The following is a 19,996-nucleotide window of genomic DNA, read 5'->3' on the forward strand; positions in this document are numbered from 1 at the left end:
ATGTTAGCGATAACAAAGTCTGTTCTCGCCTGAGGGCGACAGAAGCTCCCGATCTCGACTCAGAGCCGTGTCCGGCCTCGCTGTTTATCTGTGAGCGCTAACTCGGTTCGGTCGGTCATGCCTGAGCGGCGACGGCCGCCGCGCCCTCGGCTGTCATCAGAGTTCACCAGCAGGAACGAAAGGTGCACACGATGAATCGGTCACGACCCGCGCGCTGGAAAAGGACACTGCTTTGCGCGGCGGCGCTCGTCGCGCTCGTCTTAGGGAACGTGGTCGGGACGCCGGGCGAATCGCAGGCGGCCGGGCCGCTCCCGTGCGACATCTACGCCTCCGCGGGCACGCCCTGCGTCGCCGCGCACAGCACGACGCGGGCGCTGTTCGCCTCGTACAGCGGCCGCCTCTACCAGGTGCGCCGCGCGTCGAACGGCGCGACCCGCGACATCGGCGTGCTCGGTGCCGGCGGGTACGCCGACGCGGCGGCGCAGGACGCTTTCTGCGCCGGCACGACGTGCGTCATCACGATCATCTACGACCAGTCGTCCCGCCACAACGATCTGACCCCGGCGCCACCGGGCGGCGTCGGCGGCCAGGACGACCCGGTGCCCGCGGACGCGCTGCCGGTCACCGCCGGCGGCCACACCGTCTACGGCGCGTCGTTCTCAGGCCGCATGGGGTACCGCGACAACTCCACGTCCGGCGTGGCGACCGGCAGCCAGCCCGAGGGCATGTACATGGTCGCCTCCGGCACGCACTTCAACAGCAGCTGCTGTTTCGACTACGGCAACGCCGAGACCAACAACCTGGACAACGGCAATGGCCACATGGACGCCATCTACTTCGGCACCCTGTGCTGGTTCTCGCCGTGCAACGGCTCGGGACCGTGGGTGATGGCCGATCTGGAGAACGGCCTGTTCCAGTCCAACACCGGCGGCAGCCAGAACTCCGCGTACACCGGCAACCGCAGTCCGTTCGCGACCACGATGCTGAAGAACAACGGGACGAACTTCTTCGCTCTCAAGGACGGCAACGGCCAGTCGGGCGGCCTTTCCACCCGCTACTCCGGCGCGCTGCCGACCTCCCCCTCGGGCTATTCACCGATGCGCAAGGAGGGCGCGATCATCCTCGGCATCGGCGGTGACAACAGCAACACCGCCATCGGCTCGTTCTTCGAGGGCGTGATGACGTCGGGGCTGCCCACCGACGCGGCCGAGAACGCCGTGCAGGCCGACATCGTGTCCGTCGGCTACGGCGGCCCGAGCCCGGTCGCGGCCGGGACGCTCACTCCGGGCTCGACCATCTCCCTGCGCGCGACGACGGCCTGCTGTACCACGCGGTATGTCCGTCACCAGAACGACGGTGTCGTGACCTCGGAAATCTCGTCGGGCAGTTCATCGCTCGACAAGAACGACGCGACGTGGATCGTGCGCCGGGGGCTGGCGAAGGACTCATGCGTGTCGTTCGAATCCCGCAACTACCCCGGCGACTTCCTGCGGCACTACAGCTTCCAGCTCTACCGGCAGCCGATGGACGGCACCTCGCAGTTCCGCGCCGACGCCACGTTCTGCCCCCAGACCGGCCAGAGCGGAAGCGGGACGTCCTTCGCCTCATACAACTACCCGGACCGGTTCCTCCGCCATTACGGCAACACGCTGTACATCGCCAGCAACGGCGGCTCGCACACCTTCGACGCCTCGGCGAACTGGGCGGCCGATGTCAGCTGGGCCGTCGCCTCTCCCTGGGTGTCCTGACTCCGCGTTGCCTGCTCAGGCACGGCCCCGTGACACATCACGGGGCCGTGAAGGGGACCCGGGAGCCCGGCACGCCCGTGCGGGTCCGCCCGTCGCCGAGGTCCAGCACCACGGAGTTGCCGACGACGAACCGGCCCGCCGACAGGGTCATCAGCGACAGCAACTGGCGGAACACCATCCCTTCCACCAGCAGGTAGAGGACGCCGGGCCAGGAATTCCGGCTCCAGTGGTCGCGCTGCCTGCCGCTCGCCTGGACGACGACCCCGTCGGCGGGCGCGAGGACGTCCCGGCCGAACGCAGGGAACGCGTCCGGCCGGGCCGCGAGCGGCCAGCGGCGCCTAGGACGCTGAAGCGCGCGATCGTCCTGTGCATCTCTCCTCCGATGATGGGTCGGTCAGCGGCGGGCCGCCGCGAGCACCGTGAGAATCGGCACCACCCGCTCGCCTGGAACGCTGTACCGCCCTCGCCCGGTGGTGCGCAGCCAGCCGGCCGCGACCAGCTGGCGCAGATGGTGGTAGAGCTGCCCGGTCGTGCCGAGACGCTCGTGGGCGGCCAGCTCGGCGGTGGTGCGGGCGCCGTGCAGGATCTCCCGGAGCAGAAGGAGCCGTACGGGGTGCGCCAGCGCCGACAGCGTCTCGGCGGCCCGCGACCAGTCGTCCTGCAGCAGGTCGTCGACCGTGTGCCCCTGCTGCCATTCGTAGTGCTCGCCGCCCGGGAGCGTCACCGAGCCGGTGAACAGCACCGCGCCCGGGTCGCCGACACGGTCCTTGAGCGCGTTCAGCGCCCAGAACGTGTCGTTCGGCGCCGGGCGTTCGGCGCCGGGTGCCGTGCCCTCCAACGCGGCCACCCTCTCCTCCAGCCGCGCGACCCGCCCCGCCATCGCCCACAGACCCACTCAGGCAAGGCATCTCGTGGGCTAGCCGGAGGTGACCGGCCTTTGCAGCGGGCCTCCGCGGCGGTACGTGTCCAGGTAGTCGTGGTGGTTCCAGCGGTCGAGGAACTCCCCGGCCGCCTTCCGCCCGGCGGCGTAGAGGCGGTCGCGGGTCGCCGCGTCGAGGTCGAAGTCGGTCGCGAGGACACCGCCGGTGTGGGCGAAGATCGTGCGGGCCACGATGGACGGCTCGTCCATCTGCACCCGGTCGTGCGCCTCGGCCATCGTCTGGACCAGTGCCCGCCCGTAGCCGATGGGCCCGCGGACGCCGCGCCACTGCCGGAACACGCCGCCGGCCGGGGGACGCGCGGACAGCTTCACGCCGAACGTCGGCCAGCGGGGTTCGCGGTCCTCCCGGTCGAAGATGGTGATCGGGTAGTTGGACAGCATGCCGCCGTCCACCTGCACGCACTTCCGGCCGTCGCCGCGGCCGATCCGGCACGGCCGGAAGAAGACCGGAATGGACGCCGAGGCGCGCACGGCGTCCGCCACGGACTGGTCGTCGGCGTTCAGGCCGTAGCGCTCGTAGTCCCATGGCAGGCACACCATCCGCCCGCTGCTGATGTCCGAGACCACGACGACCAGCCGGTAGGCGTGGCCTGGCGGCAGCGCGGAGTCCGGGTCGCGCAGTTTCAGCTGCCCCCATGTCTCGATACCGCATTCCTTCAGGCGAGCGGAGATCCAGCGGTGCAGCGCGTCGCCCCTGTGCATGCCGAGCGTGGTCAGCAGGGACAGCCCCCGGACGAGGGCGAACCGCGAACCGTCCTGGAACGACCGGTAGTCGAGCTCGCGCATGACGCGGACCATGTCCGGGACCGGCATGCCGGCGGCCAGCATCGACCCGACGATCGCGCCGGCGGACGTCCCGGCGACGCGGGCGGGCGCGCCGAGCCGGTATCCCCGCGCCTCCATCTCCGCGATCGCGCCGACGAGAGCGATTCCCTTGACGCCGCCGCCCTCAAGGACAAGGTCCGCATAACCGTTCATGGTCGATCTCCCTCCGCCGCCGAGGGCGCGGTCCGCATTCGGCAGAGGAACGGGAAGCCCCCCGGAAGCGCGTTCCGCTTGCCTTCCTGGTAGATGCCCGGGCGGACGCCCCTTTAGACGGGGTCGAAAGATTTCGAAGGATGATCACAGTCGCCCGATCGACCATCTCGATCCTGACCTCTGAAAGCCCGTGCAAGTAGTTGACTAAGGGGATCCATGGGGATATTTTCCTGTCGGCCATCGAAAGGCTAGCGAAACATTTCGAAGCCCGTTTCCCTGCAGAGGAGACAGCCGATGGGCGGATCCCCGCGGATGTGGAAGGTTCTCCTGACCCTGGTCCCCACCGTCGTCGCCTTCACCGCCGCGCCCGCCGCCGCGCGGGCGCCCGCCCGGCCGGGACAGGGCCAGGACCCCGCGTCCTACATCTCTTTCCGGGACGGGCGCGGGTACTTCCCGCTGGTCGAGGAGGGGAAGGCCGCTCCGCTGGTGGTCAGCGCGGCCGACCACGCCGGGGTCGTCCGCGTCGTCGGCGATCTCCGGTCCGACATCGAGCGCGTGACCGGCGTCAAGCCGGCCGTCGCACGGGACGGGGCGCCGTCCGGACAGGACGTCGTCATCGTCGGCACGATCGGCCAGAGCCCGCTCATCGACCGTCTCGTCAAGTCCGGCAAGCTGGATGTGAAGGGCATCGCGGGCAAGTGGGAGACGACGCTCGAACAGGTGGTGGACCACCCGATGCCTGGCGTCCGCCGCGCGTTCGTGATCGCCGGCAGCGACCAGCGCGGCACCATCTACGGCGCCTACGACGTCTCGAAGAACATCGGCGTCTCCCCCTGGTACTGGTGGGACGACGTCCCGTCCCGGCACCGGGGCGCGGTCTACGTCAAGCCCGGACGGCACACGCAGGGCACTCCGGCGGTGAAGTACCGGGGCTTCTTCATCAATGACGAGAACCCGGCGCTCGGCCGTTGGGCGCCGAAGCAGTTCGGGCCCGGAAAGGCCGCGGGACATCCAGGAGGCTTCAACGCCGGGTTCTACGCCAGGGTCTTCGAGACGATGCTGCGCCTGAAGGCCAACTACCTGTGGCCGGCGGTGTGGGGCCGGGCGTTCGCCGAGGACGATCCGCAGAACCACGCGACGGCGAAACGGTACGGCGTGGTCATGGGCACGTCCCATGAAGCGCCGATGATGCGGGGCATCGAGGAGTGGAACCGGCACGCCATGCCCGGCCACGACCCGTACGGCGGGACGGGCGAGTGGAGTTACCGCCGCAACGCCGAGGCCATCGAGAAGTACTGGAAAGACGGCATCGAGCGGATGGTCCGCGAGGACTTCGAAGGTGTCGTCACCCTGGGAATGCGCGGTAACGGCGACACGAGCCTGCCGGACGGCGACGGCATCGAGCTGATGCAGAACATCATCGCCAATGAGCGGCGGATCCTGGGCGACGCCACCGGAAAGGACCCGTCCGCCACTCCGCAGGTGTGGACCCTTTACAAGGAGGTGCAGCGGTACTGGGACCGGGGTCTGCGCGTTCCCGACGATGTGACGGTCGTCTTCACCGACGACAACGGGGGGAACATGCGCAAGATGCCCGATCGGAACCTGCCCGAACGGGCTGGCGGATACGGGCTCTACTACCACTTCGATTACGTGGGCGGCGGCCGCAACTACAAGTGGGTCGACACCGCGCAACTCGGCAACACCTGGGAGCAACTGAACCAGTCGTACCAGTACGGCATCCGCAATCTGTGGGTCGCGAACGTCGGTGACATGAAGAACAACGAGCTGCCGCTCCAGTTCTTCCTCGACTACGCGTGGGATCCCGGCCGGTGGCCGCTGAGCAGGCTGAAGGAATGGGAGCGGCGGTACGCGGCGCAGAGCTTCGGCTCCGAGCACGCGGCCGAGATCGCCGATGTGCTCGACGGCTACGGCAACCTCCAGGCGCTCCGCAAGCCGGAGTTGCTGAACCGGCGCATCACCGTCGATCCCGGCAAGGATCTTCCGACGGACTCCGGCGCAGTCGTGTACGACGACCAGCAGACACCGTTCTACCTGAACCAATACCGGGAGATGGACGGTGTCACCGCGCGATGGAAGCAATTGGCCGCCGATGCCGAACGTATAGGCAGGCGGCTTCCGGCTGCCTATCGGGACGCCTACTACCAGCTCGTCTACTACCAGGTGAAGGCGACCGCGAACCTGTACGAACTGCGTGACGCCGAGTTCACCAACATCCTCTACGCGAAGCAAGGACGGGCCGCCACCAACGACTACGCCGACCTCGCCGAGGCGCGGTTCGCCGACGACCAGGCCATGTCGAACCACTACAACACCCGGCTCGCCGGCGGGAAATGGGACGGCTTCCAGACCCAGCCGCACATCGGTTACGGCGACGTCGAGCGCTACGGGCCGAACGCGCCCTGGCAGCAGCCCGAGCTCAACAACGAGGCCCTGCCGGACGAGATCTTCCCCAAGCTCAAGCGTATCGACGTCCCGGACGGCTCCGACATGGGCGTGGCCATCGACGGCTCGGACGAATGGTGGCCCGAGGCGAAATCAGAGGCCGTCCTGCCGGAGTTCAGCCCCTACCAGAGTGCGCCCGCGCAGTACATCGAAGTGTTCAACCGCGGTTCCGAACCCTTCGGTTACCGCATCTCACCGGCCCAGCCATGGGTGAAGGTCAGCCGCGCCCACGGTCGCGTCGACAAGCAGATACGGGCCACCGTGTCGATCGACTGGTCACGCGCACCCAAGGGCACGAGCCGCGTTCCCATCGAGATATCCGGGCCCAACGGCCGCACCGTGACCGTCCAGGCCGTCGTGAAGAATCCGGCATCCTCCAACGTGCACGGTTTCGTGGAGGCCGGCGGCTATGTCTCCATGAACGCCGACCATTACACCCGCGCGACCGGCACCGCCCAGGCCCAATGGAATCGCATCCCGGGAATCGGCCGGACGGACGCCGGAATGGAGCCATCCCCCGTCACCGCGTCCAGCCTGGAACCCGGTACGGGCCCGCGGCTCGAATACGACATGACGCTGACGACCACCGGACCGGTAAAGGTCTGGGCCTATCTCTCACCGAGGAACAGCGTCCTGTCGACCGAGGGCCTCAGGTACGCCGTCTCGATCGATGGCGAACAGCCGCAGCTAGTGAACGTCACCACGGCGACCGGCGCGAACGACACCACCATGAACAAGCAATGGGAGCGGAACACGTCCGACAACGTGAACCGCACGGTGACCACGCACACCATCACCGGAACGGGGACGCACACCCTGAAGTTCTGGATGGTCGACCCGACCGTGATCGTGCAGAAGATCGTGGTCGACACAGGCGGACTCAGGACCTCATATCTCGGGCCCCCGGAAAGCACGCTCGCCTACTGGGACGTGTTGACATCCTCCCCCTCGTGAACGGTGAACGAGGGGAATTCCAACAGCGACCGTCTACCCCGTGAGGGGCAGGTCGTGTTGAGGTTCACGGTTCTCCGGCCCGCCCAGCGGCGGGCCTCCCCGTGCAGCGACCGCATGCCCTGCGGCCGTATCACGAATATTCAGTGCCGCGTTCACGTCGGCGTTGACCCGATGCCCGCAGGCCACGCACGAGAAGACCGCTTGGCTCTTGCGGCTCTCCCCGGCGACATGCCCGCAGGCGCTACAGGTCCGCGACGTGTACCGCGGATTGATCTTGATGACGCGTCCGGGCGCCTTGTGCTCCAACCGGGTCACCAGAGCGCCCCAGCCAGCGGCCAGAATGCCCCGGTTCAACCCCGCCTTCTGCCGCACGTTGCGGCCCGGCGCCTCCACTGTCCCGCGCGCCGATCGCGTCATGCCCCGGATGTTGAGATCCTCGACGGCGATCACGTCGAACCGGCGGGCCAGGCCGGTGGAGGTCTTCTCGATCCAGTCCTTACGCCGGTCGGACTCACGGGCCCGCAGCCGGGCGATCGCGGCCTTGACCCGGGCGCGCCGCTTCGAGCCCGGCCGGGCGCGGGCGAGTCTGCGCAACAGCCGCGCCAGCCGGGCCCGCTCGCTCTCCCGCAGCCCGGGCACATGCAGCAGGTCACCGGTCGACAACGCCGCACTGACCGCCACGCCCCGGTCCACCCCCACCACCTTGCCCGTGCCGGGCGCGGGGATCGGGTCGGGGAGCGCGGCGAACGCCACATGCCACCGGCCCGCCCGGTCCCGGGTCACACGAAAGGACTTGGCAGCATCGGGGACAGGCCGGGACCAGCGGAACCGCACCCACCCCACCTTCGGCACCTTCACCTGACCCACCCGCCGCGACACCCGCCGCACATCGCCGGGTTTGACCGCCACGATCCGGAACCCCTCGTGCCGTCCGGCCTTGCGCCAGGTCGGACGCCGGTGGGTACCGGCGAAGAAGCCCGCCATGGCCTGGGCGAAGTCCTTGAGCGCCTGCTGCTGCACCGTCACCGACCCGCCCCGCAGCCACCCGAACTCCGCCCGCGCCTGGGTGAGCTGGCGGCACTGCTCGGCGAACCCCGGCGCCGAACCGCGCCCTGGCCGCCACCACGCATGCTGCTCCACCGCCAGATTCCACACGAACCGGGCATGCCCACAATGCTCCAGCAACGCCTGCTCTTGCACCGGGCTCGGCTGCAGACGGTAGCGGGTCATGCCCGGAAAGCTACCGGACCCCACCGACAAACCCGCACCGCCAAAACCCACAGAACATCGGTGGCACCGTGCCGCGTTTCCTTCACGTCCTGAAGGACGAGGCCTCCACGCTGAAGGCAGCAGGTGAACGCGGCGGGCGGGAACATGGCCGCCCCGTCCGTCACCTGCGGCAGTCCCTGACCTCTCACCGCCCCGGACGTCCGGCACGGCGGCAGCTCCCAGGCCGCCGTGCCGGACGCGTTCCGGAGAGATTCTCCGCAAGGCCCGGCAGCCGGGAGGCGCTGGACGAATGAACCTGACCGAAAACCCGGTCGAATAATCGCCTCAATTTCCCGCGAAAGCTATTCTTCCGGGCAGCCGACTCCACGGAAAACCAAGCGCGGGCCTGGGCTGTCCGGCCAGGATGCGGGGCATGACCTTCCCGTTGATGCGCGGGTTCGACCACATCAATGTGGCGGCCCGGCTCGATCCGGTCGCGGCCGTGCGCGACCGGGAACTCGGCGAGCGGATGCTGCGATATCCGAAGATCTTCCCCGCCGGCTCCCCCGATTTCGGTCACGCGGTGCAGTTCGGAAAGGAGTGGCGAATCGGATCACTCGGCGCGGACGATCCCTCTTCGGCCCGCTTCAGCCTCGCCATCGACCTGCGGACGGCGGCGGGGGAGGTGAACGCCCCCGCGACCGCCCGGGCCATGCAGGCTGCGGCCGCCCGGCTCGACCCCGAGGACGGCGAGCAGCTCGCCAAGGACGAGTGGGAGACCGGCGACCGCCGATACCGGATCATCCGCATCGAGAAGTTCATCCTGATCGGTGACCGCGTGATGGAGCCGCCCCGCTCCACCGACGCCGACCTCGGTCCCGACGGGCTGCTGCGCGACCACCCGCTCGACCCGGCGGCGCCGTGCGGCCAGTGGGAGGCGCAGCTCCGGCTGAACCTCGTCGGCCGGATGCCGGTGCCCGGCACCGTCCCGGACATCATCCGGACCGAGGCGCGGCACGCGATCCGCACCCACCCCGGGGTGGTGCTGCTCCCGCCCACCTTCCTCGCGCTGGAGATCGAGGACCACGCCTGGGGCCCCCTCACCGGCGGCGACGACCCGGAGGAGACCCGCGACCGGCTGGCCCGCCACTTCACCGACCTGCTCCCCCGGTTCCGCGACTTCCAGGGCGACCCCGCGTCGGCCGCCGAACTCGCCGAATGGACCGCGATCGCCGACGGCATCAGGGCGACGCCGGGCCACTCCTTCAGCGTCCGCGGCCGCGAGTTCCGCACCGTCCGCGTCTGCCGCATGCTCCGCCTGGGCCGCGACGGCCCCGAGTCCCCCCGCCCCTCCGACCAGGAACGCTACGGCCTCCCCACCGGCGCCTGACCCCGCGTCACCCGATGTTCAGATCCCCATGCACGTCCCGGAGCTGAATCATCCTGCCCGCCTGGCCGTTGAGGACGTTGACCACGCCGTCGTTCGTCGCGGCGGCGTTGGTCTGGGCCTGGTTCCAGAGGTTGCGCGCCTCCGCCCCGAACTCGGTGTCCTCGGCCATGAGGTACTCGATGGCGGAGGCGAGCGTTTCGATCCTCTCGGGCGCCGGGTCACCGGACGCTCGTGCCAGGGCCTCCTCGGCCGACGGACGGCCCCGGAAGCGCTCACGGACCCGCCGGGACAACTCGGCCACGGCGGCCCGGACCGGTTCCCCCGCGACCTCAACGGCCTTGCCCGCCATGGCGGTGGCGACGGCGACGGTCATCGGATCTGTCACCGTCACAGTTCATCACGTCTTGACAGGGAAACCAATCGCCATTCTGACTGGCATCTATAAATGGCACGACCGAAATTACAAATAAATGTAAGCTGTTATCGACAGAACCGGGCGTCCGGGTAGGTTTACCGTAAAACGGGGCGATCAACACGCCACCGAACCAATGGGATGGATCGATCGTGCAGTCTCCCGACGAACGGGACCGGTGGACCAACGAACTGACGGGGAGGATAGCGGGTTCCAGCGTCCAGGCCGGATCCATCGCCGGAGGGGTGCACATCACCGCGCCCGGCGCGACGCCCCTTCCCGCCCCCGCGCAACTGCCGCCGCCCGGCCTGTTCGCCAATCGGCTCAACGAGCTGGAAGAACTGGAGGCGCTGGCTGAGAACGCCGGGCTCCTGGTCATCACCGGTCCCGGCGGCGTCGGGAAGACGACGCTGGCGCTGCACTGGCTGCACCGGATCAAGGACGGATACGAGGGCCAGCTGTTCGTCGACCTGCGCGGCTTCTCCGGGACGGAGCCGCTCCCGCCCGACGAACCGCTGGAACGCTTCCTGCGCGCCCTCGGCGCGTCCCCGGAGAGCATCCCGCCCGGCGTCGACGAGCAGTCCGCGCTGTTCAGATCCATGACCGCCGGACGCCGCCTGATCCTCATGCTCGACAACGCCGTCTCGGCGGCGCAGGTCCGTCCGCTGCTGCCCGGGGCCGGGCCGTCCCTGGTCGTGGTCACCTCGCGGCACCGCCTCACCGGCCTCGTCGTGAACGGGGCGCGCTTCCTGGACGTCGATCCGCTCGGAGTACCGGGAGCGCTGGAACTGCTGGGACACCTGATCGGCGCGGACCGGATCGACGCCGAGAGCGACCACGCCCGGTCGCTGGTGACGCTGTGCGGGACGCTGCCGCTGGCGGTCTGCGCGTCCGGTGCCCGGCTCGCGGCACGGCAGCGCTGGCCGATCGCCCGCGCGGTGGCGGAGCTCGGCGACGAGGCGCGGCGGCTCGCCGCGCTGCGCACGGGCGAGGGCGACATCTCGGTGAGCGCCGTCTTCAACACCTCCTACCAGGCGCTCGACGAGGAGCACGCCACGGCCTACCGGCTGCTCGGCGTCCATCCGGGGCCCGATTTCGGCGTCGCCGCAGCGGCCGCCCTCATCGGGACGGGCGAGGACCGCGCCGCGGACCTGCTGCACGGCCTGGCCGACGCCAACCTGCTGATCGAAGGCAACGGCGACCGGTACGGCTTCCACGATCTGGTGCGCCTGCACGCGCGGGACGCGTCCTTCGGCGCCCCCGCGGACCGCGAGGCGGCGTTCGCCCGGCTCGCCGACTGGTACCTGACGACCGCCGTGGCCGCCGACCTCACCCTGATGCCGGGCCGATGGCACCTCGGCGACCGGTACGCGGACCCGCCGGACGAGCTGTTCGCGTCCCGCGCTGCGGCACTGGAATGGCTCGAACAGGAGCGACCGAACCTGGCCGCGGTCGCGCAGGAAGCCCACGAGACCGGGCTGCATGCGATCGCCTGGCAGCTCGCCGAGGCGATGTGGCCGCTGTTCCTGCAGCGCAAGCACTACCCGTCCTGGATCCGGATGTACGAGCTGGGGGCCACCGCCGCCGAATCCTGCGGCGACCTCAAAGCCCAGGCGCGGATGCTGGAAGGGCTCGGGATCGCTCACCTCAACCTGCAGGACTTCCGCACGGCGAACGGCCTGTACGAGTCGGCCCTCACCCTGGAGCGTCAGTCCGGTCACCGGCTCGGCGAGGGGTCGGCGCTCGAAGGACTCGGCGTCGTGGCGCTCGCCACGGGCGCCCCGTCCCGCGCGGTCGAGTTGTTCGCCCAGGCGCGGGACGTGCACGTCGACCAGGGACGTCCGCGCGGGATCGCGCTGATGGACCGGCACATCGGCGAGGCGCTCAGCGTGGCGGGCCGGCACGCCGAGGCCGACGACGCACTGACCGGCGCCCTGGAGACGTTCAGGCGGCTGGACGAGCCGTACCACGTCGCGCGGACGCTCACGTGCCTCGGCCAGGCCCGGTTGCGGGCCGGACGCCCGGACGAGGCCGCCGCCGCCCTCCGCGAGGCCCGCGACATCGCTCGGGAGATGGACGCGCCGCACGTAGAGGCCGGCGCACTGCACGAGCTCGCCCGGGTCGCCGGGCACCAGGGCGATCCGGCGGCCGAGCGCCTGTTCCTGGAACAGGCGCTGGCCATCTATGCAGAGTTGGGTTCTCCCCAGGCGTCGCCGGTCAGAGAGCGGCTCGCCGAGTTGCAGGCCGTGCCACCCGGTGATGCCGCATCCCGACCATCGTGACCGCGTTGCCTCGGACGAGGGTGAGCCGGGTTAGCGCGCCGAGCGGGCCGCCAGTTACGAGCCAGGTGTGCAGGGCGGACGCGGCCATGGCGGCATCGACGGGCGGGCACGTTCCGCCGAGGACCGGGTCGAGGCGCGCCTCCAGATCGCCGGCGGCCACCAGGCAGCCCTGCCGGGCGACGGCCACCGCGACGAGGCACCCCGGGTAGGCCCCGAGGAGCCGCGCCGGGTCCTCGGCCTCGCCGACGATGACGTCCGCGCAGGCCAGCCAGGCCTTGGACGTCTCACCGGGCCCGGCCACGAGGTGCTCGTCGCAGGGCGGCGAAGCGGCGCCGGCGGGCGGGCGCCGCAGCGTCAGCGTCCGCCCGCCGATGAGCACGCGCTCCGTGCCCGGCAGGTCGTCCCACACCCGTACCACCGCGACCATCACGCGGCCCGCAGTCCGCAGGGAACCGGCAGCGGCACGGGCGGGACGTCCGGCGGGCATTCCCGGTCCGGCAGCCGCAGCAGCCGGTACATCTCCCCGCGGATGAGGCGGGCCGCCTCACCCGGCCGGGAGCTGATGGCGCCCCGCATCGCGGCATGGATCCGTCCAGAGAAGGCGTGCGTCGCCTCCTCCAGCTGCGGGGCCAGCGGACGCTCCCAGTCGACACGCGGCGCGAACGCGCCGAGCCCGGCCACATGGGTCCCGGGCGCCACGGCGTCCTCCGGGAAGGTGCCGAGCAGCACCGGCACCCCGATCGCGGCCCCGTAGCAGGTGACAGACCCGTGATCGCCGACGAGCACGTCGGCGGCGACCAAGCCCGCCCGCCACCCCTCCTCCGGCGGGAACAGCCGGACGCCGAGCCGCAGGCAGTCCGCGTGCCACGCCACGATCTGGCGTCTTCCGTAGAAGGACCACACATTCGGGTGCAGGGCGGCGACGACCTGGTACTCGTCGCGCGGGAGCCGGGCCGCGACGCGCAGCAGCAGGTCGGGGTGGCGGCCGAACAGCGAGTCCTCGTTCCAGGTGGAGCTGACGAACACGAGCCGCCGGCCGGGTGGCACGCCGAGCGCCCGGCGGTACTCCCTCCGGTACGGCAGGCTCGCCACCAGCCGGTCCAGGCACGGGTCACCGCCGGCGAACGCCACCGGGCGCGCCTCGGGGCACTCCCGTTCGAGCATGTCCAGATGCCGGTCGTGTGCCAGGACGATCGACGACGGCACGACCCGTCCCCCGACGACGAGCCGCTCCCTGATCAGGTCGCTGACCGGACGCGCGGCGGGCGGTCCGGAGCCGGCGTTGCGAGGGTGGAGCTTGCCCGGACCGATGCCGTGCGACACGGTCATGACCGGCCCGTGAAGCTTCTCCAGCATCCCGTGCCCCGCCGCCACGACGAGATCCCATCGGGTGCTGATCGCTTGACGCCAGGGCAGCACCAGCCCGCCGAGGCCCCGCAGGTGCGCGTCCAGGCCGCCGGTGTTGGCCGACGCCGGCGCGGCCGTGTAGGCGACCGCGACCCGCCGGTCGGTCTCCAGCAGCGGCATGACGTCGGCGAGCCGGGTCGCCGCCGTCACGTGGTGCGCCACGGCGAGGACCGCCCGACCCGCCTGCACCGTCGAACCCTTCAGGGCGTCCAGGCCGAACGGGCCGGGCACCCACGCGTCCGCCGAGAAGTCCATCTCAGCCTCCCTGGGGGACGAAGCCGAGCGGCTCCCCGTCCCGGCAGCCGATGCGGAAGGGCGGCGAGACCGGGTCCGCCACGGGGATCGTGGCGGGCTGCGGCAGCCGCAGCAGCCCGTACATCAGGCTGCGCACGTTGCGGTCGAACCGTCCCGGCTCGGACGTGATCCGGCCGAGGACCGGCCGGACCCGCTCCGGCCGCCACCGCGCCGCCGCCTCGGTCAGCTGCGGCCGGACGGGCCGGTGCGCCGCCAGCCGGACGGCGAGGAGGCGCAGGGCGTCACCCGGCGCCGGGCCGGTGACGAGCACCGGTACACCGATGATCGTCCCGTATCGGGTGACCGCTCCCGGGGGCCCGACGATCCAGTCGGCGGCGACGACCGCGGCACGCCAGTCCGCCTCCGGCGGCATGAGGCTCAGGCCGTCCCGCAGATGGACGGCGAGTCCGGGCCCGCCCGGGCATCCGCCCGGTTCCGGGAGACCGAGGACGAGGTACCGGTCGGACGGCAGGTCGGCGAGCAGGCGGCCCACGACGTCCAGTGACCGGCAGCGGATGCACGCGCCGGCCGCGGGCAGGGACACCACGACGAGCCCGCGCCGCCCGTCCACGCCCAGAGCGCGCCGGTAGAAGTCGCGCATCGGCAGGCTCGCCACCAGCCGATCATGGTCGGAGTCTCCGACCACCACGCCATGGTCGTCCTCGGTATCGGGGGGACGGTCCAGGCGGTGGGCGTAGGTGAGCACGGTCCGCGCACGCCGGTGCGCGACGTCCTCCGGGATCGCTCCCGGCAGGACGATGAGCGGTGCGTTCGGAAGGCGCGCCGGGACTCGGGAAGCGGTGACGACCAGGCCGACGTCACCGTCCTCAAGTTCAGACCAGGGCAGCGGTGCTGCGCCCGCGTCTTTGAGCATCACCTCCACGGCGTCCGAGGACGGCCCGGGGGCCGCCGTCAAGAGCACGCGAAGCCGCGGGTCGGTTCCCGCGAGCCGTGCCACGTCCAGCGCGGGCTGCCCGGGCACGGGTGAGCCCACCACCGCCAGCACGGTGCGCCGGTCCCCCAGCCGTCCCCACCAGTCAGGGTCGAACCCGGTCAGGGCCCGACGCCATTCGAAGCCGGTCATCCTTGTCAACGAACCCCCTGTGACCTTTGGATGCGGACATCCGTTCCTCCGTCGCAGATCGAATGGATCTGCCCTCCGGAATCGAGTGTCGATCGAGGAGCTTGATGAAAACTTGCAATCGTCCTGACTTTGTGAGAAGTGAGATCCCGAGGTGGCGAGGTGAAACTCGCCTCTGCTCTGGCGATTCGGTACGCACGATGCCAAAATCGGCTCAGGAGGAGATTTCCACAAAGGGGAACCGGTGGAGTTCCGCGTCATAGGGCCCGTTGAGCTGTGGATTGACGGCCGGCGGCGCGACCTCGGAACGACCAAGGAACGGTGCGTGCTGGCCGTGCTGCTGCTCAATCCGCGGCAGCCGGTGCCCGCCGAGACCCTCATCCGCCGAGTGTGGGACGACGCGCCCCCCGCCAAGGCGCGGCAGAGTCTCTACTCCTACATGACGCGGCTGCGTCACCGGCTCGACGACGTCGAAGGCGTGGCACTGGTGTCCCGGCAGGGCTCCTATCTGATCGATGTCGCGAACGAATCAGTCGACCTGCACCGTTTCCGGCTGCTGCGCGACCAGGCCCGGGCCATCGCCGAAAGCGGCGACGACGAATACGCCCTCGACCACCATCGCAGGGCCGCGGAGCTGTGGCGGGCCGAGCCGCTCGCCGATCTGACCGGAGGATGGGCCGACCGCACCCGGCACAACCTGGAGCAAGAGTTACTGGTGGCCGCGTTCGACCGCATCGACCTGGAATTGCAGCGCGGCAACCACGCCGACCTGCTCCGTGAGCTGTCGGACCTCACCGAACGCCATCCGCAGGACCAGCGGCCGGTCGAGCGGCTCATGGTCGCGCTCTACCGCTGCGGACGGCAGGCCGAGTCTTTGGAGGTCTACCGGCGCACGCACGATCTCTTCGTGGCGGAGTCGGGGACCGACCCCGGCCCCGGGCTGCGGCAGCTCCAGCAGCGCATCCTGCGGAGCGATACGGCGCTACTGCGCGTTCCCGGCACCCAGCTGAGCGTCGACCGGCGCCCGCACAACCTGCCTCCCGACGCGCGGGTGTTCGTCGGGCGCGAGGACGAGTTGCGGCAGCTCATGGACACGGCGCCGGGCGTCGCGGGCCCGCCCACCGGAGCCGCGGCGACCGTCATCGCCCTCGACGGCATGGGCGGAGTCGGCAAGACGACGCTCGCCGTCCACCTCGCGCACCGGCTGGCCGAGCACTACCCGGACGGCCAGATGTTCCTCCAGCTGCATGCGCACGACGCCCGGCAGAAGCCGGTCGGCCCCGCGGACGCGCTGGACACGCTGCTGCGCATGATCGGCGTCCCGGCGACGCGGGTGCCGCGGGCGCTGGACGAGCGGGCCGCGCTCTGGCGTTCCGAGCTGGCGGGCAGCCGCGCGATCATCGTCCTGGACGACGCCGCCGGACGCGACCAGGTCGAGCCGCTGCTGCCCGCCTCCGCGGGGTGCCTGGTGATCGTGACCAGCCGGCGCCGGCTGACCGGGCTGCACGACGCTTGGGCGCTGTCGCTGGACATCCTGACCGTCCCGGACGCGATGGTCCTGTTCACCGGCATCGCGGGGGCGGAGCGCACGGCGGCCGACGACGATGTCGCCGCGGTGGTGGAGCGCTGCGGCCGCCTGCCGCTCGCGGTGAGCATGGCGGCGAGCCGGCTGCGCCACCGCCGCGCCTGGGACACCCGCGACCTGCTCACCCGGCTGACCTCGGGCGACCGGCGGCTGGACGAGTTGCGCGACGAGGGACGCGAGATCACCACCGTGTTCGAGGTCTCCTATCGCGGGCTCCCGCCACTGCTGCGGGACGCGTTCCGCGCGTTCGGGCTGCTTCCCGGCCCCGACCTGACGGCGCACGCGGCCGCGGCAGCGCTGGCGCGTCCCGTCCAGGAGTCCGAACGGATCCTGGAGGACCTTCTCGACCGGCACCTGATCACCGAGCCCGCCCGCGGCCGCTACCGCTTCCACGACCTCGTCCAGGACTACGCCCGCCGCCTCGCCCGCGAGACCGATCCGGAGGAGGAGCGCCGCCGGACCGTCCGCAGAGTCCTCGATTTCCACCTCGCGGCGGCCGACCGCGCGAACCGCCTGCTGTCCCCGCACCGCCCGGACGGCGTCCGGCCCGATCGGCTGCCGGGCCTGCCGTCCCTGGCGAATGAGGCGGAAGCGACCGAGTGGTTCGCCACCGAGCACGCCTGCCTCCTGAACGCCGCCGCCGAAGCCCACCGCATCGGCTCGCCGGAACACGTCGCCCGCTTCGCCCGCGTGCTCGCCGGGCACCTGGAGTCGCGGGGTCACTGGGACGCCGCCGCACGCCTGCACATCCGGGCGGTCGAAGCGCTCCAGGGCCTGGACGACGACCCGGGCACCGCCCGCGCCCTGGCCGACCTGAGCCACATCCGTTTCCGCGTCGGCGACTACGACACCGCCATGGAAAATGCGGAAAAGGCACTGGCAATCCATCGTTCGACCGGCGACAGCCCCGGAGAGGCCGATGTCCTCGGCCACATAAGCCTCATCCACTGGCATCAGTCCCGTTTCCTCGAGGCATTGGCCTGCTGCCGGGAGGCACTGGAAATCCACCGCTCCCTCGGCGACCGGCATGGCGAGGCCGAAAGCCTCGACTACACCGCGATATTCCTGGAATTCACCGGCGACTACCGCGAGGCCGAACGGCTCCGCCTCGAAGCCCTCGCGATCTTCACCGAGATCGACGACCAGCACGGCCGGACGATGGCGCTCAACAACATGGGCGACCTGATGATCCGCATGGGCGACGTCGACCGCGCCGCGGAGTACTACGCGCAGACCGCCGGCACCGCCGAGCTGAGCCGCCAGCACGAGGCCATCGCGCTCATCAACATGGCCAACGTCCACCGCCGCACCGGGGCCCACGAAACGGCGCTGGCCAATTACCGTGCGGCGCTCGCGATAGCGATGGAATTGGGCGACCGGCGAAACCAGGTCGAGACCCTCATCGGCATCGGCGCCACTTTTCACAACACCGGCCGCTACGGCGAGGCACTCATTCACCACGAGCGTGCCCTGGCCATCTCACGCTCTATCGGTGAGCGTTATGAGGAAACACTCGCCCTCCGCCATTTGGGCGAAACCCTGACCGCCTCCGGCCGCTACCCCGCCGCCGTGGACCACCTGCAACGGGCTTGTGCCTTATCCACCGAGATAGGCGTACCCGACGAAACGGCCAAGGCCCTGGAAAGCCTGGGCACGGCCCTCCTGCACGTCCAGGGCGCCGAAGCCGCCCGCCACCCCTGGCAAGAAGCCCTCCACGTCTTCACCAGCCTCAACCTCCCCGAGGCGCAGCGCCTGAGAACCCGCCTGCAGTCCCTGGACCGCGCCGCCGGCACCTGACGCACATTAGAAGCACATTCCAATTCACACGCCCGCCGCACGTATGCCCAGCCAGGGCCTGGAACCACCTGGACACGATCCAGGACAAAACGGCGAAACGTGAGATTCCTTCAGCAGGGGGAGCTGCCCGGCCCCTACACAAAGCGACATCTCAGTCGGCCAACTACAAGAGGAGCTAAGTTCACTACACAGACTCTTCGAGCTATGTAGACTTTCTCGCCAGAAGCTGGGAGGTACCCAGCTAATTCGTCCCCTGAACGGACACAAGTGAAGAAATACATCCTCACGACGACAAGCGCGGTCGTCATATTGGCGGCGTCGAGCGCCACGCCGGCGAATGCGGCCGAGGGCGTGCACATGACGGCCGTCCCGACCAAGGTGCAGAAGTGCGAGGTCCAGCAGAAGGGTGATGTGCACATAACGCGACTCTGCACCTGAACGGACCAAGCCCGGGAGCGGGGCGGGTCGGAGATCTCCGTCCCGCGCCGCTCCCCACGTTCGCAGACCGGCCACCCCCGCCGGGGCGGCCGGTCTGCGGTTCCTGCAAACGATCTTGGAGTTTGGAATGGCGCCGTTCACCCACCTGGACCCGCGTCTCATCCTGCGCGAGAGCGCCCCCGAGGCTCGGCTCGACTCCTTCGCTGCCGACTTCGCCTGGCATGGCCAACGACGCGCGATCACTCACCGCGCTGGCGGCTGATCGACTTCAGGTGTACTCCCGCGCAGAACTCCTCGCCGCCGTCGACTCCGCTCGCGGTTTCGCCGAGCGACGGCGAGCCTTGCTCATGGCGGCCCTTGGCAGCTCGCATTCCCTCGACGAGGCCGTCTACCAACGCATTCAGGACGTGGCTCACGCCTCCGAGCCCGAACTTCGCAGGGCGGCGGTCCACGCGGCGAGTTACTCGCCTTCCACACGCTACAAACCGCTCTTGGCCCTGCTTGGCAGCGACGATCCCGATCCGGCTGTCCGCCAGGACGCCGCCCTCATGCTCGAGATCTTCACCGAGGTCGGCACCGGTGGCGTCTGAGCCTGCGCGCTGAGCCAGTCCGGTGCAGACGATCGCCGGGGACCGAGGTCGTCATGCGGTGAGATCGTGGCGTCCCGCGCTTGGAGAACGGGCGAACGCTCGATCTCCACCTACAGGCCGAACAACTTGCCGAAGCGTCAACTGCCGGGCTGCTCATACCCGCGACTCCGCTGTTCGGGCCGGTGGCTGAGCTGCCGAGCATTTCCGAGCCCCCGGCGCGGGGGTTCGCAGTGGTCAACCGCAGTGCGCCGAGGGCCCGGCCCGACCCCTTACTGGCGCAGGCCCACTGAATATCCCCTGAACAAGGTCTGCACACGACCGTGTGCGAATTCAGGCCTTGGATTCTCCTGGACGGCCATGAGGCGTGTGGTTCCCCGGGGCCGTGGAGTGACTTTGACGCCGAGTCGAGTTGTTGGCCGCCCGCC

Annotated in this window: 15 protein-coding genes; 7 read left to right on the plus strand and 8 right to left on the minus strand. The window is 70.2% G+C overall.

All coding sequences use genetic code 11. From position 1 onward, the window contains the following. The first annotated feature begins 191 nt into the window (after positions 1–191). Complete coding sequence (locus ACQPZP_RS34730; protein ID WP_433473918.1) at positions 192–1,748, plus strand: alpha-L-arabinofuranosidase B; 1,557 nt, start codon at positions 192–194, stop codon at positions 1,746–1,748. A 37-nt stretch (positions 1,749–1,785) separates the two neighbouring features. Here the strand turns inward: ACQPZP_RS34730 and ACQPZP_RS34735 are convergent, their stop codons facing one another. From ACQPZP_RS34735 to ACQPZP_RS34745, 3 genes are all read right to left on the minus strand, one after another. Then, entirely contained in the window at positions 1,786–1,935 is a 150-nt protein-coding gene (locus ACQPZP_RS34735; protein ID WP_433473919.1) for a hypothetical protein, read from the minus strand. Positions 1,936–2,142: 207 nt separating this feature from the next. Beyond that, complete coding sequence (locus tag ACQPZP_RS34740) at positions 2,143–2,643, minus strand: ArsR/SmtB family transcription factor (protein WP_433473920.1); 501 nt, start codon at positions 2,641–2,643, stop codon at positions 2,143–2,145. 21 nt (positions 2,644–2,664) lie between these two features. After that, positions 2,665–3,666, minus strand: coding sequence for a patatin-like phospholipase family protein (locus ACQPZP_RS34745; RefSeq protein WP_433473921.1), 1,002 nt, complete (start codon positions 3,664–3,666; stop codon positions 2,665–2,667). Positions 3,667–3,960: 294 nt separating this feature from the next. On the opposite strand from ACQPZP_RS34745, the gene ACQPZP_RS34750 reads away from it, so the two are divergent. Next, on the plus strand, positions 3,961–7,086 hold the full coding sequence (locus tag ACQPZP_RS34750; RefSeq protein WP_433473922.1) for a glycosyl hydrolase 115 family protein: 3,126 nt from the start codon (positions 3,961–3,963) through the stop codon (positions 7,084–7,086). Positions 7,087–7,119: 33 nt separating this feature from the next. Here ACQPZP_RS34750 and ACQPZP_RS34755 read toward each other — a convergent pair whose 3' ends face one another. Beyond that, a complete protein-coding gene (locus ACQPZP_RS34755; protein WP_433473923.1) occupies positions 7,120–8,316 on the minus strand; it encodes an RNA-guided endonuclease InsQ/TnpB family protein in 1,197 nt (398 codons plus the stop codon). Positions 8,317–8,728: 412 nt separating this feature from the next. Here ACQPZP_RS34755 and ACQPZP_RS34760 point away from each other — a divergent pair, with 412 nt between their 5' ends. Next, on the plus strand, positions 8,729–9,685 hold the full coding sequence (locus ACQPZP_RS34760; RefSeq protein WP_433473924.1) for a DUF5954 family protein: 957 nt from the start codon (positions 8,729–8,731) through the stop codon (positions 9,683–9,685). 7 nt (positions 9,686–9,692) lie between these two features. On the opposite strand, the gene ACQPZP_RS34765 is transcribed toward ACQPZP_RS34760, so the two are convergent. Beyond that, positions 9,693–10,070 carry a hypothetical protein gene (locus tag ACQPZP_RS34765; RefSeq protein WP_433473925.1) on the minus strand — a complete coding sequence of 126 codons (378 nt, stop codon included), beginning with the start codon at positions 10,068–10,070 and terminating at the stop codon, positions 9,693–9,695. A gap of 179 nt (positions 10,071–10,249) precedes the next feature. Between ACQPZP_RS34765 and ACQPZP_RS34770 the strand changes: the two genes are divergently transcribed. Continuing rightward, entirely contained in the window at positions 10,250–12,379 is a 2,130-nt protein-coding gene (locus ACQPZP_RS34770) for an ATP-binding protein (protein ID WP_433473926.1), read from the plus strand. On the opposite strand, the gene ACQPZP_RS34775 is transcribed toward ACQPZP_RS34770, so the two are convergent. The 3 genes from ACQPZP_RS34775 to ACQPZP_RS34785 are packed head-to-tail and all read right to left on the minus strand — an operon-like array spanning position 12,315 to position 15,164. Then, positions 12,315–12,809 carry a hypothetical protein gene (locus ACQPZP_RS34775; RefSeq protein ID WP_433473927.1) on the minus strand — a complete coding sequence of 165 codons (495 nt, stop codon included), beginning with the start codon at positions 12,807–12,809 and terminating at the stop codon, positions 12,315–12,317. The two genes, ACQPZP_RS34770 and ACQPZP_RS34775, sit on opposite strands and share 65 nt — an antisense overlap. Further along, positions 12,806–14,041 carry a hypothetical protein gene (locus ACQPZP_RS34780; RefSeq protein ID WP_433473928.1) on the minus strand — a complete coding sequence of 412 codons (1,236 nt, stop codon included), beginning with the start codon at positions 14,039–14,041 and terminating at the stop codon, positions 12,806–12,808. The genes ACQPZP_RS34775 and ACQPZP_RS34780 overlap by 4 nt, the downstream gene beginning before the upstream one ends. A 1-nt stretch (position 14,042) precedes the next feature. Beyond that, positions 14,043–15,164 carry a hypothetical protein gene (locus ACQPZP_RS34785; RefSeq protein ID WP_433473929.1) on the minus strand — a complete coding sequence of 374 codons (1,122 nt, stop codon included), beginning with the start codon at positions 15,162–15,164 and terminating at the stop codon, positions 14,043–14,045. A gap of 241 nt (positions 15,165–15,405) precedes the next feature. Here ACQPZP_RS34785 and ACQPZP_RS34790 point away from each other — a divergent pair, with 241 nt between their 5' ends. The 3 genes from ACQPZP_RS34790 (at position 15,406) to ACQPZP_RS34800 (ending at position 19,571) form a co-directional block, all read left to right on the plus strand. Continuing rightward, positions 15,406–18,543, plus strand: a complete 3,138-nt coding sequence (locus tag ACQPZP_RS34790; protein WP_433473930.1) for a tetratricopeptide repeat protein — start codon at positions 15,406–15,408, stop codon at positions 18,541–18,543. 267 nt (positions 18,544–18,810) lie between these two features. Continuing rightward, positions 18,811–18,981, plus strand: coding sequence for a hypothetical protein (locus ACQPZP_RS34795; protein WP_433473931.1), 171 nt, complete (start codon positions 18,811–18,813; stop codon positions 18,979–18,981). Positions 18,982–19,202: 221 nt separating this feature from the next. Further along, positions 19,203–19,571, plus strand: coding sequence for a hypothetical protein (locus ACQPZP_RS34800; RefSeq protein WP_433473932.1), 369 nt, complete (start codon positions 19,203–19,205; stop codon positions 19,569–19,571). Positions 19,572–19,996: the final 425 nt, after the last annotated feature.

The sequence above is a fragment of the Spirillospora sp. CA-142024 genome, assembly GCF_050942325.1.
In the GTDB taxonomy this organism is placed as follows: Bacteria; Actinomycetota; Actinomycetes; order Streptosporangiales; family Streptosporangiaceae; genus Spirillospora.

What these genes read in the sequence shown, in the direction of transcription:
- ACQPZP_RS34780 (WP_433473928.1), bottom strand. Translation starts at nt 14,041, where the DNA reads ATGGACTTCTCGGCGGACGCGTGGGTGCCCGGCCCGTTCGGCCTGGAC.
- ACQPZP_RS34785 (WP_433473929.1), bottom strand. Translation starts at nt 15,164, where the DNA reads ATGACCGGCTTCGAATGGCGTCGGGCCCTGACCGGGTTCGACCCTGAC.
- ACQPZP_RS34750 (WP_433473922.1), top strand. Translation starts at nt 3,961, where the DNA reads ATGGGCGGATCCCCGCGGATGTGGAAGGTTCTCCTGACCCTGGTCCCC.
- ACQPZP_RS34745 (WP_433473921.1), bottom strand. Translation starts at nt 3,666, where the DNA reads ATGAACGGTTATGCGGACCTTGTCCTTGAGGGCGGCGGCGTCAAGGGA.
- ACQPZP_RS34800 (WP_433473932.1), top strand. Translation starts at nt 19,203, where the DNA reads ATGGCCAACGACGCGCGATCACTCACCGCGCTGGCGGCTGATCGACTT.
- ACQPZP_RS34730 (WP_433473918.1), top strand. Translation starts at nt 192, where the DNA reads ATGAATCGGTCACGACCCGCGCGCTGGAAAAGGACACTGCTTTGCGCG.
- ACQPZP_RS34755 (WP_433473923.1), bottom strand. Translation starts at nt 8,316, where the DNA reads ATGACCCGCTACCGTCTGCAGCCGAGCCCGGTGCAAGAGCAGGCGTTG.
- ACQPZP_RS34760 (WP_433473924.1), top strand. Translation starts at nt 8,729, where the DNA reads ATGACCTTCCCGTTGATGCGCGGGTTCGACCACATCAATGTGGCGGCC.